The organism is Enterobacter genomosp. S (assembly GCF_001631805.1).
Taxonomy (GTDB): domain Bacteria; phylum Pseudomonadota; class Gammaproteobacteria; order Enterobacterales; family Enterobacteriaceae; genus Enterobacter; species Enterobacter quasihormaechei.
The window spans coordinates 76281-96996 of sequence record NZ_LVVA01000018.1; the positions used below are offsets into that span (position 1 = coordinate 76281).

Annotated in this window: 19 protein-coding genes; 11 read left to right on the plus strand and 8 right to left on the minus strand. The window is 54.6% G+C overall.

Going from position 1 to position 20716, the window contains the following annotated elements; genetic code table 11:
* Nucleotide 1 precedes the first annotated feature (1 nt).
* Genes A3466_RS11310 through A3466_RS11325 form a run of 4 tightly spaced genes read left to right on the plus strand, consistent with a single transcriptional unit; the run spans nucleotide 2 to nucleotide 2904 of the window.
* Complete coding sequence (locus A3466_RS11310) at nucleotides 2–580, plus strand: fimbrial protein (RefSeq protein ID WP_063450624.1); 579 nt, start codon at nucleotides 2–4, stop codon at nucleotides 578–580.
* Nucleotides 581–603: 23 nt separating this feature from the next.
* Nucleotides 604–1161: a fimbrial protein gene (locus A3466_RS11315; protein WP_063450625.1), complete on the plus strand. Its 558-nt coding sequence runs from the start codon at nucleotides 604–606 to the stop codon at nucleotides 1159–1161.
* 29 nt (nucleotides 1162–1190) lie between these two features.
* Nucleotides 1191–1793: a fimbrial-like protein gene (locus A3466_RS11320; protein ID WP_074161013.1), complete on the plus strand. Its 603-nt coding sequence runs from the start codon at nucleotides 1191–1193 to the stop codon at nucleotides 1791–1793.
* Nucleotides 1794–1827: 34 nt separating this feature from the next.
* Entirely contained in the window at nucleotides 1828–2904 is a 1077-nt protein-coding gene (locus A3466_RS11325) for a fimbrial protein StkG (RefSeq protein ID WP_082830932.1), read from the plus strand.
* 1 nt (nucleotide 2905) lies between these two features.
* Here the strand turns inward: A3466_RS11325 and A3466_RS11330 are convergent, their stop codons facing one another.
* The 4 genes from A3466_RS11330 to A3466_RS11345 form a co-directional block, all read right to left on the minus strand.
* Nucleotides 2906–4153: a polysaccharide deacetylase family protein gene (locus A3466_RS11330; protein ID WP_063450967.1), complete on the minus strand. Its 1248-nt coding sequence runs from the start codon at nucleotides 4151–4153 to the stop codon at nucleotides 2906–2908.
* Between the two features lie 63 nt (nucleotides 4154–4216).
* A complete protein-coding gene (locus tag A3466_RS11335; protein WP_063450627.1) occupies nucleotides 4217–4657 on the minus strand; it encodes a PTS sugar transporter subunit IIA in 441 nt (146 codons plus the stop codon).
* A 112-nt stretch (nucleotides 4658–4769) separates the two neighbouring features.
* Complete coding sequence (locus tag A3466_RS11340) at nucleotides 4770–5540, minus strand: ABC transporter permease (protein WP_006810078.1); 771 nt, start codon at nucleotides 5538–5540, stop codon at nucleotides 4770–4772.
* On the minus strand, nucleotides 5537–6463 hold the full coding sequence (locus tag A3466_RS11345; RefSeq protein ID WP_003856300.1) for an ABC transporter ATP-binding protein: 927 nt from the start codon (nucleotides 6461–6463) through the stop codon (nucleotides 5537–5539). The genes A3466_RS11340 and A3466_RS11345 overlap by 4 nt, the downstream gene beginning before the upstream one ends.
* Before the next feature lie 107 nt (nucleotides 6464–6570).
* Between A3466_RS11345 and can the strand changes: the two genes are divergently transcribed.
* Nucleotides 6571–7233: a carbonate dehydratase gene (gene can / locus A3466_RS11350; protein ID WP_003856301.1), complete on the plus strand. Its 663-nt coding sequence runs from the start codon at nucleotides 6571–6573 to the stop codon at nucleotides 7231–7233.
* Between the two features lie 65 nt (nucleotides 7234–7298).
* On the opposite strand, the gene hpt is transcribed toward can, so the two are convergent.
* Nucleotides 7299–7835 carry a hypoxanthine phosphoribosyltransferase gene (gene hpt, locus A3466_RS11355; protein WP_063450628.1) on the minus strand — a complete coding sequence of 179 codons (537 nt, stop codon included), beginning with the start codon at nucleotides 7833–7835 and terminating at the stop codon, nucleotides 7299–7301.
* A 205-nt stretch (nucleotides 7836–8040) separates the two neighbouring features.
* On the opposite strand from hpt, the gene A3466_RS11360 reads away from it, so the two are divergent.
* A complete protein-coding gene (locus A3466_RS11360; RefSeq protein ID WP_063450629.1) occupies nucleotides 8041–10431 on the plus strand; it encodes a glucose/quinate/shikimate family membrane-bound PQQ-dependent dehydrogenase in 2391 nt (796 codons plus the stop codon).
* Nucleotides 10432–10517: 86 nt separating this feature from the next.
* On the opposite strand, the gene cueO is transcribed toward A3466_RS11360, so the two are convergent.
* A complete protein-coding gene (gene cueO, locus A3466_RS11365) occupies nucleotides 10518–12077 on the minus strand; it encodes a multicopper oxidase CueO (RefSeq protein ID WP_063450630.1) in 1560 nt (519 codons plus the stop codon).
* Between the two features lie 145 nt (nucleotides 12078–12222).
* On the opposite strand from cueO, the gene A3466_RS11370 reads away from it, so the two are divergent.
* From A3466_RS11370 to speD, 3 genes are all read left to right on the plus strand, one after another.
* Entirely contained in the window at nucleotides 12223–12570 is a 348-nt protein-coding gene (locus tag A3466_RS11370; protein ID WP_003856306.1) for a YacC family pilotin-like protein, read from the plus strand.
* Nucleotides 12571–12671: 101 nt separating this feature from the next.
* Nucleotides 12672–13541, plus strand: a complete 870-nt coding sequence (speE, locus tag A3466_RS11375) for a polyamine aminopropyltransferase (RefSeq protein ID WP_063450631.1) — start codon at nucleotides 12672–12674, stop codon at nucleotides 13539–13541.
* Entirely contained in the window at nucleotides 13542–14336 is a 795-nt protein-coding gene (gene speD, locus A3466_RS11380; RefSeq protein WP_063450632.1) for an adenosylmethionine decarboxylase, read from the plus strand.
* A 31-nt stretch (nucleotides 14337–14367) separates the two neighbouring features.
* Here speD and yacL read toward each other — a convergent pair whose 3' ends face one another.
* Both yacL and acnB read right to left on the minus strand, forming a co-directional pair.
* Nucleotides 14368–14730, minus strand: coding sequence for a protein YacL (gene yacL, locus A3466_RS11385; RefSeq protein ID WP_022647069.1), 363 nt, complete (start codon nucleotides 14728–14730; stop codon nucleotides 14368–14370).
* A gap of 190 nt (nucleotides 14731–14920) precedes the next feature.
* Nucleotides 14921–17518, minus strand: coding sequence for a bifunctional aconitate hydratase 2/2-methylisocitrate dehydratase (acnB, locus tag A3466_RS11390; RefSeq protein WP_063450633.1), 2598 nt, complete (start codon nucleotides 17516–17518; stop codon nucleotides 14921–14923).
* Nucleotides 17519–18412: 894 nt separating this feature from the next.
* On the opposite strand from acnB, the gene A3466_RS11395 reads away from it, so the two are divergent.
* Both A3466_RS11395 and A3466_RS11400 read left to right on the plus strand, forming a co-directional pair.
* Complete coding sequence (locus A3466_RS11395) at nucleotides 18413–19906, plus strand: DUF3300 domain-containing protein (RefSeq protein WP_063450634.1); 1494 nt, start codon at nucleotides 18413–18415, stop codon at nucleotides 19904–19906.
* A 10-nt stretch (nucleotides 19907–19916) separates the two neighbouring features.
* Entirely contained in the window at nucleotides 19917–20708 is a 792-nt protein-coding gene (locus tag A3466_RS11400) for a DUF2950 family protein (RefSeq protein ID WP_063450635.1), read from the plus strand.
* Nucleotides 20709–20716: the final 8 nt, after the last annotated feature.

Sequence of the window (20716 nt, forward strand, 5' to 3'; positions counted from 1 at the left end):
CATGCTTTTTAAACCTGGGAAAAAAACAGGATTATGGGTATTAAGTTCGGGGCTGATGGCGCTGTCGCTCGGAACACTCGCCGATAATCTCGATATTACCTTTACCGCTAATATCCGTGACACCACCTGCGATATGAAAATTGAAGGTGGCAGCGGTGATGGTTCCAGCAACGTTATTCCCATTGGTACTGACGGCAAGGTGCGCCTGGATTACATCATCCTCAAAAATGCCAAAGCAACAACAAATTTTAAACTCAAAATGGTCTCTTGCCCATCGAGTCTGACAAAGCTGAACACGACCATTAGCGGTAGTGCCAGCCCACTGAATACGGCAATTAAAAATTCACTCTCCGGTGAGGGCAGCGCAGAAAATATTGGCGTGGCGATTTCCCGCACCGCCACTCCGGATGCCCCTTTTGTCATTAATTCATCTACTGATACTCAGCGCCTCGTCTGGTCGAGCGGAGAGATAAGTGCTGGCGAAGTTCAACTCCTGGCGACGCTGGTGGAAACGGCAAGCGGGCAAGGCATGACAGGCAACTTTAGCGGTATCGCTACGTTTAATTTCACCTATGAATAACTGGCGCAATACGGAGCGTTAATATGAAAAAGAAAATGACATCACTGGTGTTTGCGATGACTGCCATCCTGCCTTCCGTTTGTTTAAGCGCCATTACGGGTACGACGAGCGTTCAGGCCACCTTTACGTCCACCATTGAAGCCGGAACCTGTAATGCCGAGATTCAGGATGCGAGCGGGGCTCCCATTAGCATTTTGCCGTTTGGCGATGTATTTAAGTCCGATCTGGTGAGCCAGAACCGAACAGGGGCATTCAAAATAGCGTTCACTAACTGTGCCGGGGTCAAAAATGCCTCCGTTCAAGCCACGCCGGGTGCTGGCGGGTCCTGTACTGGCAATGCCAAAAATGGGAACTCATATGCAGCCGGGCATAACGTTGGTTTTGAAATCTGGAAAGGTTCTGTCGACTCAGGTTCCCTGCTGAACTGCGCCACGGCCCCAACGTCTATCGTCAACCTGTCTAACGGGGCGGGAAAATTTGAAATGGATGCGCGCATCGTTATTGCTAAAGACAAAGCCATTTCTGACGTGACCACTGGTTCGGTCAGCGCCCCTGTGACTTTTATCGTGACCTATCAATAATGTTTATTAAGACTGGTAGCTTAAACAGGATGTTCCACTCCCGCTTAAACTTTAGAAGTGCGATGTTGTGGCTCGCCTGCTGTCTGGGGTTTCCCGCAGCAGGTTTTGCCTCGAGTCTGGAGATGGATATGACGGCAAACATCATCAACAATACGTGTCAGGTAAGTATTCCGAATGATGGCAAAGTCATTTTACCGATCGTTGGCAAAGGTTGGTTTTATAACTCCGACGGCAGCCCACGGCTACAACCCAATGACGCAGCTGGGGGAACTCGCTTCGAAATACAGCTGAAAAGCTGTGCGGAAAGTGAATCTGGACTGGCAAAAACCCTGCATTTTGAGTTTAAACCTCAAAGTGGGAAAGTGATCGGAAGCGCTCAACAGGTGTTCGCCAATGAAATTCCTGCCTCTGGGGGGGGCGCAGAAAACGTCGGCGTTGTGATTTTCTCAGAAAAAGACAATACCAATGTGGTCAATGCGTCAGGAACGTCAGATGTTATTTTTGATGTATCTAACCAAACCGAAAGCCAGTATTTAACAAATTATAATTTCTATGCCCGTTATCAAGACACAGGGATTGTCAGCGCGGGGAAAGTTACCACAAGCGTGCTGGTCAGCGTTATTTACAATTAAAACAAACCAAGCATCGGATATAAGGAATTTTTGAATGTGTTATATAGCAGGAGCCGGAACAAATCATTTCTTAATAAAAGGTGCAGGCCTTGCTTTGTCAATTCTTGCAATAAGTTTTTCTGCATCAGCGTATGAATGTAAATTTAATGGATACAGTGTTCAGCCTATTTCGGATGTCAAAGGTGCAAAGCCTAAGATCGTTCCCCTGGAGAGCGTCAGCGCGCCAACAAAAATAAGCGGCCTTATTGATTTGCAGGTGACTCCGGGCCTCTACTCCTGGTGCTCATTGGGTAATGATGGCGATCGCGTCTATCAGAAAACGGACAGTACACTGGTCGTCGGTGGCGTGGACGGAAAAGCACTCTTTAAAACTAACGTAACGGGGATCGCCTATACGCTGGCCATGTACCCGACCAACAACGCTTTTAATGCCTTTTTCCCTTCGACTACAGGAAGTTATGTAGAAACGGCCAATCATGAAAATAATTCAGATCTGGTTAAAGCAGTATGGTGGTATGCCCGTATGGAATTTTATCAATTACCCTCATATGCTGGCGTGCCCGCAAGCGTCACACAGATTGGTCCAGTGGCCGGGAATATTGGCAATATTGTCGTAGGTAACCCCTGGAGCTCAGATGAAAGTGACCATCCACGTCCGTTAATCACGATACCCGATATGGCCTTCAATGTTCCTGTTGAAAAACCGACCTGCACTCTTACGGCCCCTAAAACCGTAGACCTGGGGGAGTATGATGTTTCCGATGTCGAGAACGATAACACGCAAAAAGTCTCTGCTACCGTGTCAGGGAATTGCACAAACACACGCAAAATTACGATGAAGTTGACCACCAGCAAGACAACCGGGACTGATGGCTCTATACTCGCGAACACCGCATCGTCGAATGCGGCAAAAGGCGTGGGCGTGTTGCTGAAGTGGCCGGACAACAGCCTGGCGGTGCCTAATTCAACTAACAACTATGCGACAAAAGGGAACACCATCATCCCGTCATTCAGCGAGTCTCTCACGGCTCAGTTGGTTAAGTCTGGTACAGAAAAAGTGACTTCAGGCACGTTCAGCGCCATCGGCACGTTGCAGATCACCTACGAATAGCTTATCCCTGCGGCTGATTGCTGATCAGCCGCGACATCGTCTCCAGCGAATCCGTTCTTAAGATATAGAGTCGTTTCAGTAAGAACGGATTATCCCCCGGCTTCACCTTCCCCTTCACCGTCGTCACTGCCAGATGGAATCCGGCATCATTCGCCGCCTTTATCGCTTTATTGTCATACCCACCAAACGGGTAGGAGAGATACAGCACGCGCGGATTAAACTGCGCCAGCGCACGACGTGAGCGTTCAAAATCAAACAGGATCACATGATAGCTGCGGCTCAGTAAGATGGGGTGTTTATAACCATCCACGCGGTGCAGAAAATGGGTGTGAGACTGGATGTCGAACACGTCCTGGATGCTCTTAATTTCCTGAACGCTCATAAACTGTAGCGATTTAGGGTCCCACTTTTGCGGATGGCCCTTGATACGGGATGAAATAATAAATGCCGTCGCGTTGAAGCCATACTCTTTCAGCACCGGATAGGCGTAGCGGCTCACCGATTTGAGGCCATCATCAAAGGTGATCACCACCGCTTTCGCGGGGAGGTTCATCTTGTTACGCACGTACCCTTCCAGCTGGTACATCGTCAGCGTGGTATAGCCTTGATCGCGTAGCCAGGCCATCTGGTTATTAAACGCGCGTACGCTGGTCGTCGTAGAGGTGTGTCGAAAACGGGTGTTCTCTTCATCACGCAGAATATGATGGTAGGTCAGAACCGGCAGCCCGTTATCTTCCTGCGCGTCCAGGCTGCTGATCCACGCCAGACGATTGCCGATACGGATCTGGAACCAGGTCTGGTTCAGGCGGTCTTTCAGCTTATTCAGGATCGGATAGCGAAGATTGGCGCTTAAGGTCCCGAACGGCGCGCTTCCGCTGCTGGGGGCGTTATACACCGGCGTGTCTTTCCAGGTGATGAGGTTTTGGTTACTGAGCGGCTTGTTGAGGTCGCCCAGGCTATCCTCAACGCGTTGTTTACCCTGCACTTTCTCAAGATGGTCTTTATCAATAAAGCCCGTGCCAAATCCAAAACGAAATTCATAGTAATCAGCCGCCGCCGGAAAAACGGCGAGGATCTGTCCGGCGCGGACGTTACCCACGTTCACCACGGCGTTACCCACCTGCGCCCATATGGCCGCATCTTCAGTGGTTTGCATATATTGAGCAGGTAGGCCTTGCTGACTGGTCAGGCTGGCAAACGTACCACCGGAAATCAGTAGCAGAAGGAGAAAGATAACGCGCATGAGCATGAGATATAAATCGACACGGAAAATCAGACGCCATTGTAGCAAAAGCGTCATCAATACCAATGTTTAATGCTTATACAGATCGTGAAGCAGAACGAAAGGCGGGTTTTTCTTCTGCTGGTGCCATAAGCTACTCACTCCCGGCAAGCCCTGTGCCACAATGGCGTGACGAAACTCAGCGCTGTTCAACGTTGCGCGTAGCGGATACATGACCTCGAGTAACGGCAGGCTGATACCGGAGATCACTTCACAGTTATCGTGCTTGTGGCTCATTAACGCCGCTGAACGATAAGGTGCCGCCCCCGCTCTGTCGGTAAGAAAAATCACCCCATCACCGGTGTCGGTTTCATGCAGCGCGTCGCACATCATCCGGCTGAGCATGTTGGTGCTTAACCCTCGCCAGTAATTTACAGCACGGCATTGCGCCAGGGGACCAAACCGGGCCTCCAGCGTCAGCAACATTTCCTGCGCCACTTCATCGTGGCAGGTGATCACCCATCCCAGCATAACGTCTCTCCTTAGCAGGCGAGTAGTTTACCGAAGTGAAGGTTAGTTTATGGTGATAACTGTCAAAGAAAGCGCCCGGCAGACGGTACGTCGCCGGGCAGAAGGCAGAGGATTAGCTGCGCAGCCCGCGGCCACGCTGGATCAAATACCAGCACAGCAGGTAGAACGCCACGATAAACACCGCCAGCACGACGACGGTGGTGAACAGCGGCACGTCGGTGATGCCGAGGAAACCGAAGCGGAAACCGCTGATCATGTAGACAATCGGGTTCAGGTGCGAGAGTGCCTGCCAGAACGGCGGCAGCAGCGTCAGGGAGTAAAACACCCCGCCGAGGTAGGTCAGCGGCGTCAGCACAAAGGTCGGGATCAGGCTGATGTCGTCAAAGGTTTTAGCGAACACCGCATTCAGCAAGCCGGCCAGCGAGAACAGAATCGCGGTGAGCAGCAGCGTCAGCGCCACGAAAAGCCAGGAGTGAACCTGAAACGGCACGAAGAACAGCGAAATGGCCGTTACCAGGATCCCCACGCACAGCCCGCGCGCCACGCCCCCGCCCACGTAACCGGCGATGATGACGTGCGTTGGCACCGGCGCCACCAGCAGCTCTTCAATGTTGCGCTGGAACTTGGCACTGAAGAACGACGACGCCACGTTCGCATAAGCATTGGTGATCACCGCCATCATGATCAGGCCCGGCACGATGAACTGCATATAGGTGAAACCGTGCATCTCACCGATGCGGGAACCAATCAGGTTACCGAAAATGATGAAGTAAAGCGTCATGGTGATAACCGGCGGCACCAGGGTTTGCACCCAGATACGCATAAAGCGGTTGATCTCTTTCGCCCAGATGCTTTTCAGCGCGACCCAGTAAAGATGCGTCATGCCTTGTCTCCTTGTTTATCGTGCACCAGAGAGACAAACAGCTCTTCCAGTCGGTTCGCTTTGTTACGCATACTTAATACCTGAATGCCCTGCGCGCTCAGCTGTGAAAACACGCTGTTGATCCCCTGCTCGCGCAGCACTTCTACTTCCAGCGTCGAGGTATCGACCAGACGGTAGTTATACCCCTCCAGCTTCGGCAGCGCGCTTTTCGCCGCCAGATCGAGGATAAAGGTCTCTGATTTCAGTTTAGAGAGCAGATTCTTCATCGAGGTGTTTTCCACCAGCTCGCCGTGCTGGATAATGCCGATATTGCGGCACAGCATTTCCGCCTCTTCCAGATAGTGCGTGGTCAGAATGATGGTGGTGCCTTTATCGTTCAGATCCTTCAGGAACCCCCACATGGAGCGACGCAGTTCGATATCCACCCCGGCGGTCGGCTCATCGAGAATAAGCAGCTTTGGCTCATGCATCAGCGCGCGGGCAATCATCAGGCGGCGCTTCATCCCCCCGGACAACATTCGCGCGCGTTCGTTACGCTTTTCCCACAGATCGAGCTGTTTCAGGTACTTTTCGCTGCGCTCCAGCGCCTCTTTACGCTCGACGCCGTAGTAGCCCGCCTGGTTAACCACAATCTGCTGCACCGTTTCAAACGGGTTGAAGTTAAACTCCTGCGGCACCAGCCCCAGCTGACGCTTAGCGTTGACCACATCTTTTTGCAGATCGTAGCCAAACACGCTGACGCGGCCGGAAGTTTTGTTGACCAGCGAGCTGATGATACCGATGGTGGTAGATTTCCCCGCCCCGTTCGGCCCCAGAAGCGCGTAGAAATCTCCCGCTTCGACTTTAAGATCTATCCCGCGCAGCGCCTGAACGCCTCCCGGGTAGGTTTTTTTGAGCTGTTCCAGCTCCAGTGCAATCGCCATGAATTCAACTTACCTTAAGTTCTGACACACGTTGTGTGGTTTCATTAAAAGTCGGGTTACCCTATAGTAGCGCAACGCAATCACTTGGTTACAGGTCGCTAACCTCCATGAACGACATAGATACACTCATCAGCAACAATGCACTATGGTCAAAAATGCTGGTGGAGGAAGACCCCGGATTTTTTGGAAAACTAGCACAAGCGCAGAACCCGCGCTTTCTCTGGATTGGATGTTCCGACAGCCGCGTCCCCGCCGAACGACTGACCGGTCTTGAGCCTGGCGAACTGTTTGTTCACCGCAACGTTGCTAATCTGGTTATTCATACCGATCTCAACTGCCTTTCGGTTGTTCAGTATGCCGTTGATGTTCTGGAGGTCGAGCACATTATTATCTGCGGCCACTACGGCTGCGGCGGCGTGCAGGCGGCGGTCGAAAATACAGAGCTGGGGTTAATCGATAACTGGCTGCTGCACATTCGTGATATTTGGTTCAAACATAGCTCACTGCTGGGCGAAATGCCGCAGGAACGCCGTCTCGACACCCTGTGCGAGCTGAACGTGATGGAGCAGGTGTACAACCTGGGCCACTCTACCATTATGCAGTCGGCGTGGAAACGCGGGCAGAAGGTCTCTATCCACGGCTGGGCGTACGGTATTCACGACGGCCTGCTGCGCAATCTGGAAGTGACCGCCACCAACCGTGAAACGCTGGAGCAGCGTTACCGCTCGGGGATTGCCAACCTCAAGCTTAAGCACGTTAACCACAAATAAACAAAGCCGGGGGTTTTCACCCTCTCCCTGTGGGAGAGGGCTGGGGTGAGGGCATCAGCCCGCAATTACTCGTCCAGCATCACGACCTTACCAACATACGGCAAATGACGATAACGCTGCGCGTAGTCAATGCCGTAACCTACAACGAATTCATCCGGGATGGAGAAGCCAACGAACTCCACCGGCACCTGCACTTCACGGCGCTCAGGCTTATCCAGCAGGGTACAAATCGCCAGCGATTTTGGTCCGCGCAGGCTCAGGATCTCCCGTACTTTCGAGAGCGTGTTGCCGGAGTCGATGATGTCCTCAACGATCAACACATCTTTGCCACGAATATCTTCATCCAGATCTTTCAGGATTTTCACATCACGGGTTGTGGACATGCCGCTGCCGTAGCTGGAAGCGGTCATAAAATCGACCTCGTGCGGTACCTGCACTTCACGGCACAGGTCTGCCATGAACATGAAAGAACCGCGCAGCAGACCAACCAGCACCATTTCGCTGCCGCTGTCCTTGTAATGCTCGGTGATTTGACGACCCAGTTCGGCGATACGCGCTTTGATCTCGGCTTCCGGGATCATCACTTCAACAGTATGTTTCATATTACTAACCAAATGATTTTAATGAAAATCTCTCAATGCGGATGAATCTTGCTCCGGCATCGATACGCAAGCCAGCCATTATATCAGTAAATGGATAAGCCTGGCGTATGAGTTATAAAAGCAATATTTGTGATTTCGATCACAGTTGTTAATACCTATAATTAATTGCTAGCAAATAATTAACAAAACTGACGAGTACTTTTCTATGGCTGAAACAAAAACTAAGCAGCCGCGTCTACTGGTGACATTAACAGCCGCGTTTGCCGCATTCTGCGCGCTGTATTTGTTGATCGGTGGCGTATGGCTGGTCGCTATTGGCGGCTCCTGGTACTACCCGATTGCGGGTCTGGTTATGGTTGGCGTAACCGTCCTGCTGTTGCGAAGAAAGCGTTCTGCTCTGTGGCTGTATGCCGCCCTGCTCCTTGCCACAATGATCTGGGGCGTGTGGGAAGTCGGGTTCGACTTCTGGGCGCTGACGCCGCGCAGCGACATTCTGGTCTTCTTCGGTATCTGGCTGATCCTGCCGTTTGTCTGGCGTCGCCTGATCGTTCCGTCCAGCGGTGCCGTAGCCGGCCTGCTCGTTGCCCTGCTGATTAGCGGCGGTATCCTGACCTGGGCCGGTTTCAACGACCCGCAGGAGATCCACGGTACGCTGAACACAGAATCCACGCCTGCCGCGGCTATTTCGCAGGTGGCTGACGGCGACTGGCCAGCCTATGGCCGTAATCAGGAAGGTCAACGTTACTCTCCACTGAAGCAGATCAACGCGGACAACGTGAAAAACCTGAAGGAAGCCTGGGTATTCCGCACCGGCGACCTGAAAATGCCAAACGATCCGGGTGAGCTGACCAACGAAGTGACCCCGATTAAAGTGGGCAACATGCTCTACCTGTGTACGGCGCACCAGCGTCTGTTCGCGCTCGACGCGGCCACCGGTAAAGAGAAATGGCACTTCGATCCACAGCTGAACTCTAATCCGTCGTTCCAGCACATCACCTGCCGCGGCGTCTCTTACCACGAAGCGCGCGCGGATAATGCCAGCCCGGAAGTCATTGCCGACTGTCCTCGCCGCATTATGCTGCCGGTCAACGATGGCCGCCTGTTTGCCATTAACGCTGAGACCGGCAAGCTGTGCGAAACCTTCGCCAATAAAGGTATCCTGAATCTTCAGACCAATATGCCGGACACCACGCCGGGTCTGTATGAGCCAACCTCCCCGCCAATCATCACCGATAAAACCATCGTGATTGCCGGTTCGGTAACGGATAACTTCTCTACACGTGAAACCTCTGGCGTTATCCGTGGTTTCGACGTGAACACCGGTAAACTGCTGTGGGCCTTCGACCCGGGCGCGAAAGATCCAAACGCGATCCCGTCTGACGAGCACACCTTTACCTTTAACTCGCCGAACTCCTGGGCACCAGCCGCGTATGACGCGAAGCTGGACCTGGTTTACCTGCCAATGGGTGTGACCACGCCGGATATCTGGGGCGGTAACCGCACGCCGGAGCAGGAACGTTACGCCAGCTCCATCGTGGCGCTGAACGCAACGACCGGTAAACTGGCATGGAGCTATCAGACCGTTCACCACGATCTGTGGGATATGGATATGCCATCCCAGCCGACGCTGGCGGACATTACCGTTAACGGTAAAACCGTTCCGGTGATTTACGCCCCGGCGAAAACCGGTAACATCTTCGTGCTGGATCGCAGCAACGGTAAGCTGGTTGTGCCTGCACCGGAAAAACCGGTTCCACAGGGTGCTGCCAAAGGCGACTATGTCACCAAAACTCAGCCGTTCTCTGATCTGAGCTTCCGTCCGGAGAAAAATCTCAGCGGTGCAGACATGTGGGGTGCCACCATGTTTGACCAACTTGTATGCCGCGTGATGTTCCACCAGCTGCGCTACGAAGGGATTTTCACCCCACCGTCAGAGCAGGGTACGCTGGTCTTCCCAGGTAACCTGGGGATGTTCGAATGGGGCGGGATCTCCGTTGACCCGAACCGTCAGGTCGCTATCGCTAACCCAATGGCGCTGCCGTTCGTGTCCCGTCTGATCCCACGCGGTCCGGGTAACCCAATGGAACAGCCGAAAGATGCGAAAGGCAGCGGTACCGAAGCCGGTATCCAGCCGCAGTATGGCGTCCCTTACGGCGTGACTCTCAATCCGTTCCTCTCTCCGTTCGGTCTGCCGTGTAAACAGCCTGCCTGGGGTTATATCTCCGGCCTGGATCTGAAGACCAACAAGATTGTCTGGAAGAAACGTATTGGTACGCCACAGGACAGCATGCCGTTCCCAATGCCGGTTCCTGTGCCGTTCAATATGGGTATGCCAATGCTGGGTGGCCCAATCTCCACCGCCGGTAACGTGCTGTTCATCGCGGCGACCGCAGATAACTACCTGCGCGCGTACAACATGACCAACGGTGAAAAACTGTGGCAAGGCCGTCTGCCGGCCGGTGGTCAGGCAACGCCGATGACCTATGAAGTGAATGGCAAGCAGTACGTTGTCATCTCTGCGGGTGGTCACGGTTCGTTTGGTACGAAGATGGGCGACTATATTGTCGCGTATGCACTGCCTGACGACGCTAAGTAATGAAAAAGCCCGGTGGCGCTAACGCATACCGGGCTTTCGGGTGTCCTATGTAGGCCGGGTAAGGCGAAGCCGCCACCCGGCTTTTTTTATACGGTAAAGCCCAGCATCATCCCCGTATCTTCATGCTCCAGCAGGTGACAGTGCGCCATATAAGCAAACTCTTTCGGCGCCTCGTGGTCGAACTTCACCAGCACCTCGCTGACGCCGCCTTCCACCCTCACCGTATCTTTCCAGCCCACGCGATGCGCGTCCGGCGCTTTACCGTTCTCGAAGAGAATACGGAACTGCGTGCCGTGGATATGGAACGGGTGCAGCATCATGTCGCCTTCGCCTGAAATGACCCAGCGCTCAAACTGCCCTTTCGTGGCGGCGAACATCGGTGTGTTCATATCGAACGCCTGGCCGTTGATACGGTTGGCGTTGTGGAAATCGAAACCATGTCCGCCGTGATCCATGCCGCCCATTTTGCCGTGGTCCATATTCATGTGACCCATCATCTGGCCGTGGTGCATTCCCGCCATGGCCTGATTGCCATACTTCTTCATCAGCGCCTGCATGCCCATCATATCGAGCATCGGGTCCATAGAGAGCTGAAGCTTACGCTGCGTCAGCCCATCCAGCGACGGGAGCGCAGGCAGCGTGGTCAGGGTGTCCGGCAGCGTGCCGGAGGCGGTGATCTGTAGTGGCTGAATGCGCAGCACCGGGTGTGGTTTATCAAACGGCGCGACGGCCATCCCCATCTGGCTGACCGGCAGGGTCACGAGGTCAAACGCTTTACCATCGCTGATATCCACCAGCACCTCGAAGCGTTCGCCCATCAGCATCGGCAGCTCGCTCACTTTTACCGGTTCCGGCAGCAGGCCACCGTCGCTTGCCACCACGTAAAGCGGGCGCTTATCGCTGGTGGCGAAGTTCAGCGAGCGGGCGTTACAGCCGTTAAGCAGGCGTAAGCGCAGCCAGCCTTTCGGGGCGGCATGCTGTGGGTAGATTGCCCCGTTGGTCAGCAACGTATCGCCAAACCAGCCTACCGCCGCGCTCATCACATCCAGCTGATAGTCAATTTGCCCATCAGCGCTGAATTTTTTGTCCTGCACAATCACCGGCACATCGTCGATACCCCACTGTTTTGGCAGGCGCAGAAGACGGCTTTCATCATCCTCAATCAACACCAGTCCGGCCAGCCCCATCGCCACCTGATGGCCCGTTTTGCCATGCTGATGCGGGTGGAACCAGCAGGTTGCCGCCCGCTGGTCAGGGGTAAAGGTTACGCTGCGTTTCCCCCCAGGCTTGATAACGCCCTGGGGACCACCATCCACTTCGCCCGGGACTTCCAGCCCGTGCCAGTGCACCGTGGTCTCTTCAGAAAGCGAGTTATGAATGTCTACCGTCACCGCTTTCCCTTTTCGTAGCTGCAACGCCGGGCCGAGCAGATTGCCGTTATAACCCCACGTCGTCGCGGCGTGTTGCCCGAACGTGGTTTTGCCTGCCTGCACCACAAGCTGGATGCGGCTGCGGGCATCTGCGCTGAGTAACTCAGGGATGGGTAAAGCAGGTCTGTCGGCGGCAAAAACAGCGCGGCTCCAGAGCGGTAACGCGCTGGCAACCCCCAGCGCAGCAGAATATTTTAAAAAATCACGACGTTGCATGTGCATTTCCTTATTTCCAGGCGGCGATCTTTTGAGCATAAACCCTCCCCTTACCGGAAGGTCAAGCACGGCGGCAATAATAAAGATCGTCGGCCTGGCATCAAGTATGCTAACGTTAATTTTCCGTGATGCAGTGGTAAAGGCAATGAAGACGTTTTTCAGAACAATTTTGTTCGCCAGCCTGATGGCGATGTGTGCGAACAGTTACGCGCTTAGTGAAAACGAAGCGGAAGATATGGCCGATCTGACGGCAGTTTTTGTTTTTCTGAAGAACGATTGTGGTTACCAGAATTTACCCAATGGGCAAATTCGTCGCGCACTGGTCTTTTTTGCCCAGCAGAACCAATGGGACCTCAGCAACTACGACAGCTTCGACATGAAGGCGCTCGGTGAAGACAGCTACCGTGATTTAAGCGGTATCGGTATTCCCACTGCTAAAAAATGCAAAGCGCTGGCACGCGATTCACTCAGCCTGCTCGCCTACGTGAAGTAACCTTCCCGACGCCCCTTGTTGACCCGCTAACCGCCTCACGGCGGTTTTGTGTTGCGCCCATCTGCCGGATGTAATGGATGTTAACGAAGGAGGTGCTCCCCATGACCGATAAAACGGTATGGCAAGAAACGCTGCATGACCAGTTTGGTCAATATTTTGCCGTGGATAACGTGCTCTATCATGAGAAAACCGATCATCAGGATCTGATAATCTTCGAGAACGCTGCCTTTGGCCGCGTCATGGCGCTGGATGGCGTGGTGCAGACCACCGAGCGCGACGAGTTTATCTATCACGAAATGATGACCCACGTCCCGCTGCTGGCCCACGGCCACGCGAAGCACGTGCTGATTATTGGGGGCGGTGACGGCGCCATGCTGCGTGAAGTCTCTCGCCACCAGAATGTCGAAACCATCACCATGGTGGAAATCGACGCCGGAGTGGTGTCGTTTTGCCGCCAGTATCTGCCAAACCACAATGCCGGCAGCTATGACGATCCGCGCTTTACGCTGGTTATCGACGATGGCGTCAATTTTGTTAACCAGACTACGCAAACGTTTGATGTCATTATATCTGACTGTACCGACCCTATCGGCCCCGGCGCGTCGCTGTTTACCTCTTCGTTTTACGAAGGCTGCAAGCGCTGCCTGAAACCTGGCGGGATTTTTGTGGCGCAAAACGGCGTCTGCTTCCTGCAACAGGATGAAGCGCTGGATAGCCACCGTAAGCTGAGCACCTATTTTAGCGACGTCAGCTTCTATCAGGCGGCGATCCCGACTTACTACGGCGGGATTATGACCTTTGCCTGGGCGACGGATAACGACGTCTTGCGCCATCTCTCCACCGAGATCATTCAGGCCCGCTTCCACCAGGCCGGACTCAAGTGCCGGTACTACAATCCGGCGATCCACACCGCAGCCTTTGCGTTGCCTCAATACCTGCAAGACGCGCTGTCCTCAAAGGAGGTGAACTAATTGAAAAAGCTTAAACTGCATGGCTTTAACAATCTGACTAAAAGCCTGAGTTTTTGTATTTACGATATCTGCTACGCCAAAACGGCAGAAGAGCGCGATGGTTATATCGCCTATATCGATGAACTCTACAACGCCAACCGTCTGACCGAGATCCTGTCAGAGACCTGCTCGATTATCGGCGCGAATATCCTGAACATTGCGCGCCAGGATTATGAGCCTCAGGGCGCGAGCGTCACCATCCTGGTCAGTGAAGAGCCGGTTGACCCGCAGCTGATCGACAAAACCGAACATCCCGGCCCGCTGCCCGAAGTGGTGGTGGCGCACCTCGATAAAAGCCATATCTGCGTTCATACCTACCCGGAAAGCCACCCTGAAGGCGGACTGTGTACGTTCCGCGCGGATATTGAAGTGTCGACCTGCGGGGTGATTTCACCGCTGAATGCGTTGAATTACTTAATTCACCAGCTGGAATCAGACATCGTCACCATTGATTATCGCGTGCGCGGTTTTACCCGTGATATTAACGGCATGAAGCACTTCATCGATCATGAGATCAACTCCATTCAGAACTTCATGTCCGACGATATGAAGTCGCTGTACGACATGATGGATGTGAACGTCTATCAGGAAAACATCTTCCATACCAAGATGATGCTTAAAGAATTCGACCTTAAGCACTATATGTTCCACACCAGGCCGGAAGATTTGAGTGAAGAAGAGCGTAAGGTCATTACCGACCTGCTCTGGAAAGAGATGCGCGAGATCTACTACGGCCGCAATATTCCGACCGTGTAAACGTGACCCGAAGCAGGGACGCTTCGGGGAGTTACTTCTGTTTCATAAAGTCGCGGTAAGCGTTCACCACTTTCAGGAAGTCTTCCACACCACACAGCGACAGGCTCTCTTCGTCGTAGTAGCTCATCCCCTCTTCCATCTCATCCCCCGAAAACTCAAGCTGGTTAGCGCGCACCATCACCTCTTCGCCATCCATCCACAGGGTGTACTCATGCCCGGCACGTTGCCAGGAGCGTTCACTGCCTTTCACCGTTTCCGCCGCCTGTTCGACTTCATCCAGCAGCGCGAGGTTCTCTTTCACCTCTTCGTTAAACCAGTGCCCAACGGCTTCGTGCCCCATCGACATTCGCACTTTCACCACGCCGGTGATGTCGCGCAAAAATTCGTAATCCATAGCGTTTTCCTCTGCAAAGCCATTAGGGTAATTATCGCAGCAGAGAGGAAGAAAAAAAGCGGGAGAGGTGGGAGGAATGAAAATAAAAAGGTGAGAGCAAGACCCTGCGGCCTGATGCCCTCACCCCGTCCCTCTCCCTCGGGAGAGGGGGCAAACATTAAAAACCGTCTCGCAGAGACGGTTTTGCTGTTTATACTGCCGTCTGGAAGATCACCCCGTCGGCCTTCTCGGTGTACTGAGAGAGCTGGTCGAAGTTCAGATAGCGATAGGTATCCACCGCCGTCTTATCCACCTGCGCCACAAAGGTCTGGTACTCTTCCGGCGTTGGCAGTTTGCCAATCAGCGCCGCAACCGCCGCCAGCTCCGCAGAGGCCAGGTAGACGTTCGCACCGGTACCTAAACGGTTCGGGAAGTTACGGGTAGAGGTGGAAACCACCGTCGCACCGTCGGCCACGCGCGCCTGGTTACCCATACACAGGGAGCAGCCAGGGATTTCGATACGCGCCCCGCTCTTACCGAACACACTGTAGTAACCCTCTTCGGTCAACTGAGCCGCGTCCATACGGGTTGGCGGTGCCACCCACAGGCGGGTCGGCAGCTGGCCCTTGTGGGTATCCAGCAGCTTACCGGCTGCGCGGAAGTGGCCGATGTTGGTCATGCAGGAGCCGATGAACACTTCGTCGATCTTATCGCCCTGCACGTCAGAGAGCAGACGCGCATCGTCAGGATCGTTTGGCGCGCACAGGATCGGCTCTTTGATATCCGCCAGATCGATGTCGATCACCGCCGCGTACTCTGCGTCAGCGTCGGCTTCCAGCAGCTGCGGATCCGCCAGCCATTTCTCCATGCCCTGAATACGACGCTCCAGCGTACGACGGTCACCGTAGCCTTCTGCAATCATCCACTTCAGCAGCACGATGTTGGAGGTCAGATACTCGATAATCGGCTCTTTGTTCAGCTTGATGGTACAGCCTGCCGCAGAACGCTCGGCGGAGGCGTCGGTCAGCTCGAACGCCTGCTCCACTTTCAGATCCGGCAGCCCCTCAATTTCAAGAATGCGGCCAGAGAAGATGTTTTTCTTCCCTTTCTTCTCAACGGTCAGCAGCCCCTGTTTGATGGCATACAGCGGGATCGCGTGAACCAGGTCGCGCAGCGTGATGCCCGGCTGCATTTTGCCCTTGAAGCGCACCAGCACGGATTCAGGCATGTCGAGCGGCATTACGCCAGTCGCGGCGGCAAACGCCACCAGGCCGGAGCCCGCCGGGAAGGAGATCCCGATTGGGAAACGGGTATGGGAGTCACCGCCGGTACCCACGGTATCCGGCAGCAGCATGCGGTTCAGCCAGGAGTGGATAACGCCATCACCCGGACGCAGGGAGACGCCGCCGCGGTTCATGATGAAGTCCGGCAGCGTGTGGTGCGTGGTCACGTCAACCGGCTTCGGATACGCCGCCGTGTGGCAGAAGGACTGCATCACCAGGTCAGAAGAGAAGCCCAGGCACGCCAGGTCTTTCAGTTCATCACGGGTCATCGGGCCAGTGGTGTCCTGAGAACCCACGGAGGTCATCTTCGGCTCGCAGTACGCGCCAGGACGGATACCGGCAACGCCGCAGGCGCGCCCCACCATTTTCTGTGCCAGCGAGAAGCCGCGGTTGCTTTCCGCCACGTCTTTCGCCTGACGGAATACGTCACTGTGCGGCAGACCCAGCGCTTCACGCGCTTTGGTGGTCAGGCCACGACCGATGATCAGCGGGATACGGCCACCGGCACGCACTTCGTCGATCAGCACGTCGGTTTTCAGCTCGAAGCTTGCCAGCAGTTCGTTGGTTTCGTGATTGCGCACTTCGCCCTTAAACGGGTAAACGTCAATCACGTCGCCCATGTTCAGGTTAGAAACATCCACTTCGATCGGCAGCGCGCCCGCATCTTCCATGGTGTTAAAGAAGATCGGTGCAATTTTGCCGCCGAGGCACAGGCCGCCGCCGCGCTTGTTTGGCACGTGCGGAATATCGTCGCCCATGAACCACAGCACGGAGTTGGTCGCGGATTTACGGGAAGAACCGGTACCCACAACGTCACCGACGTAGGCCAGCGGGAAACCTTTTTGTTGCAGCGCTTCGATCTGTTTGATCGGTCCCACTACGCCCGGCTGATCCGGCTCGATCCCTTCACGGGCGTTTTTCAGCATCGCCAGGGCGTGCAGCGGGATATCAGGACGAGACCACGCGTCCGGTGCCGGAGACAGGTCATCGGTGTTGGTTTCACCGGTCACCTTAAAGACGGTCACGGTAATTTTTTCAGCCAGCGCAGGGCGGTTCAGGAACCATTCGGCATCGGCCCAGGACTGCATGACCTGCTTCGCGTAAACGTTGCCCGCTTTGGCTTTTTCTTCCACATCGTAGAAATTATCGAACATCAGCAGCGTTGAAGAGAGCGCTTTGGCGGCAATCGGTGCCAGCGTGTCGTTATCCAGCGCGTCAATCAGCGGATGAATGTTGTAACCACCCTGCATGGTGCCGAGCAGTTCAATCGCTTTTTCAGGAGTAACCAGTGGGGAGGTGGCTTCGCCTTTGGCAACGGCGGCAAGGAATCCGGCTTTTACGTAGGCAGCTTCATCTACGCCAGGCGGTACACGGTTGATCAACAGATCTAACAGGAATTCTTCTTCGCCCTTAGGCGGGTTCTTCAGCAGCTCGACGAGCGCGGCCATTTGGGTTGCATCTAAAGGTTTGGGTACAATTCCCTCGGCGGCACGTTCTGCTACGTGCTTACGGTATTCTTCTAGCACGACGGTTCTCCTCGCTCTCATTGTCATATGCGGCGGGCGTTCTCTTCACGCTCCTGTGAGACAGCAGTTTGTAGGGTAAATGCCCGATACCGCGTCGGGCAGCATAGCAGGATTTCTGCACAGTGTTAATCTGTTTACAAAAAAGCAACATTAAATTATTTGCTGAATCGTTAAGCATGGTGTAGCAGGGAGACGCGTCGAATTTTAGATACAAAAAAACCGCCTGATAGCGGTTAATTTGTTGCCTTGCGGTGGTAGCACACCGGGCTGGCAGTTTTGCGGCAATGCACTCGCCATAAATAATGCTCCTGTGTATGCAGAACTGCAAGCACATGTTCTGTGTTTACGAGCCTCCATCCAGTTCCGCATGAAAAAGAATGAAACTGCATTTCACCTCTTTTAAGTCCATTTCGGCTGTAATACCGTTGCGCTCGGCCTGCTTCGCTGGTGTAGCAACCAGTCACCGGGCCCGGAAGCAGTTCCGTAACCTACGCGGCAATGTACTCATTTGCCTGGTTCTGCCTTTCCCGGTGGAGAATGAACCCGCGTAGCCTGTACAGGAACGCACGCAATGGAGATGCGAATCACTGCGCTGATCGTTGTGATTGGTTTACTGCTTATCGCACTGCACGGTGGCTGGAACATATCCGACATCACGGTGCTGTTTGTCGTCAACCTCGGCAACTAGCTGCTGGCCGCTCGCAAGAGCGGCCTTCTGAATTCCCGTCGCCTTTTTAGCCACCAGATAGAATTGTGTAATAAATGCACACACTCTTTATCCGGACGCGCCGGGTGGTTTCCCAAGAAAAGTCAAAACGGTAAAACACGGGTGAATGATACTCGCGACAACAGCAACGCCTCCCGGCACTGCACTCGTCTCGTTGGAGCCATTTTATGAAGTTGCCTTTTAAACCCCATCTTCTTGTTCTGCTTTGCAGTGCGGGACTGTTTGCCGCCTCGGGTGTCATGTTTGTTAAAAGCCGCGTAACGGAGCCTGCTCCGGTTGCACAGCCTTCTGCCCCACCGGCAGCCCAACCTGCTGCCGTCGCTACCCCGGCCTACACTGCTGCGCAAATCGACCAGTGGGTTGCCCCTGTTGCGCTTTACCCGGATGCCCTGCTGGCGCAAATCCTGATGGCGTCGACCTACCCGTCTAACGTTATTCAGGCCGCCCAATGGTCAAAAGATCACCCCAAAATGCAGGGGGATGCCTCCATTCAGGCGGTCGCCAACCAGCCATGGGATCCCAGCGTAAAATCTCTGGTCGCGTTTCCGCAGCTGATGTCGCTGATGGGCGAAAATCCGCCGTGGGTACAGAACCTGGGGGATGCCTTTCTTGCACAGCCGAAGGATGTGATGGATTCAGTACAGCGGTTGCGCCTGCTGGCCCAACAAACGGGTGCGCTACAATCCACGCCGCAGCAGACGGTCACTACCGTCACAAAGGCTGCACCGACAAAAACCGCGACAACCGCACCCCCTTCCAGCCCAACGGTGATCAAGATTGAATCCGCCGATCCGCAGGAGGTGTATGTCCCTACCTATAACCCAAATACGGTTTACGGCACCTGGCCTGAACCCGCGTACCCGCCCGTCTATCTTCCGCCCTCACCCGGCGAACAGTTTACCGACAGCCTGGTTAAAGGATTAGGCTTCAGCCTCGGGGTCGCGACAACCTACGCCATCTTCAGCAATATCGACTGGGATGACGACGACTGGGATCACCATCATCACGATGATGACTGGGACAATCACGGCGGCTATAACCGTAACGGTGATAACAATATTAATATCAACGTGGATAACTTCAACAGAATCAGCGGGCAGCACCTGAACGGCAATAACCGCACCTGGCAGCACAACCCTGCTTATCGTGAAGGCGTTGCTTATCCGAATAACCAACTGGCTAACCGTTTCCACTCCACGAACGCGGCGACGGGATTAAGTGCGACCCAGCAAAGGCCGGTCAATCGCGATAGCCAGCGCCAGGCCGCTCTCAGCCAGATGGAAAAAGCGACGGGCAAAACGTTCCCACATTCGACAGATACGGGCGCGCGAGACGCCCAGCGTCTGGCCTCAACGCAGCAGCTTAAGCAGATATCACAGCGCAATAATTTCCGCGGGTATGACGCCAGGCCGCAAGCCGTAAGGCGGACCAGCGCGCCGCAGCGTGAAAATCATCAGGCTCCTGAGAAGCGTATTACGCAGACGGCGCGGCACCCTGCCAGCGCACACCGCGCCAATGCCCTTAGCGGCAACGACAGCCGCTCGGCCAGCTGGCAGGCCCAGCAGCAGCGCGGGGCGCAAAGCCGCCACCTGTCGGCGCAGCAGCATCCCCGACAGCGCACCGTCGACCGTACCGAACACCGCGAATTCCGTCATCGTTAAGGGAGCCGACATGAAAAGTAAACTACTCAGTGGAATGGTGTTGTTCATGGTGTCGGCAGCGGTTATGGCGCAACAATCCTTCAGCTCGCCGGATCGGGCGACCCGCGCGCTGGCAACCGCCATCAGCGAGCATAACGAAAGCACGATGAGCGCGCTGCTCGGCGAAAAATGGCGCGACGTTCTGCCGCCCGAAGGGGTCGATCCCGATGCCGTGGATCGTTTTTTGAGAGACTGGAAAGTTCGCCATGAAACCGTCGTCAATGGCGACGTGGCACACCTTGCGGTGGGCGAGAACGGCTGGCAGCTGCCGATACCGGTAATCAAAACCGCTTCAGGCTGGCAGTTCGACATGCAGAAAGCCGCTGAAGAGATCCAGACCCGCGAAATCGGTCGCAACGAGCTCGCGACCATCGAAGCGCTTCACGCCTACGTCGATGCGCAGCAGCGGTACTTTGCACTGAACCAGAAATACGCGCAGAAAATTGTCAGTTCTGAAGGGAAAAAGGATGGGCTGTACTGGCCCGTCTCGCCAGGCGATGCGCCAAGTCCGCTTGGTCCGGCGTTTAGTCCACCACAGCCGGGGGCGGGTTACCATGGCTATCGCTTCCGCATCCTGTCGGATAAGAATGGCTTTGCCATGGTTGCCTGGCCCGTGAGCTACGGGCAGACGGGGATAATGAGCTTTGTTGTCAACCAGAATGACGAGGTCTATCAGGCTGATCTCGGTAACAACTCAGCGCAGAAAGCGCAGGCTCTGTCTGAATATCACCCGGATAAAACCTGGCAGCCTGTCGCCCCCTGAACGCAGCG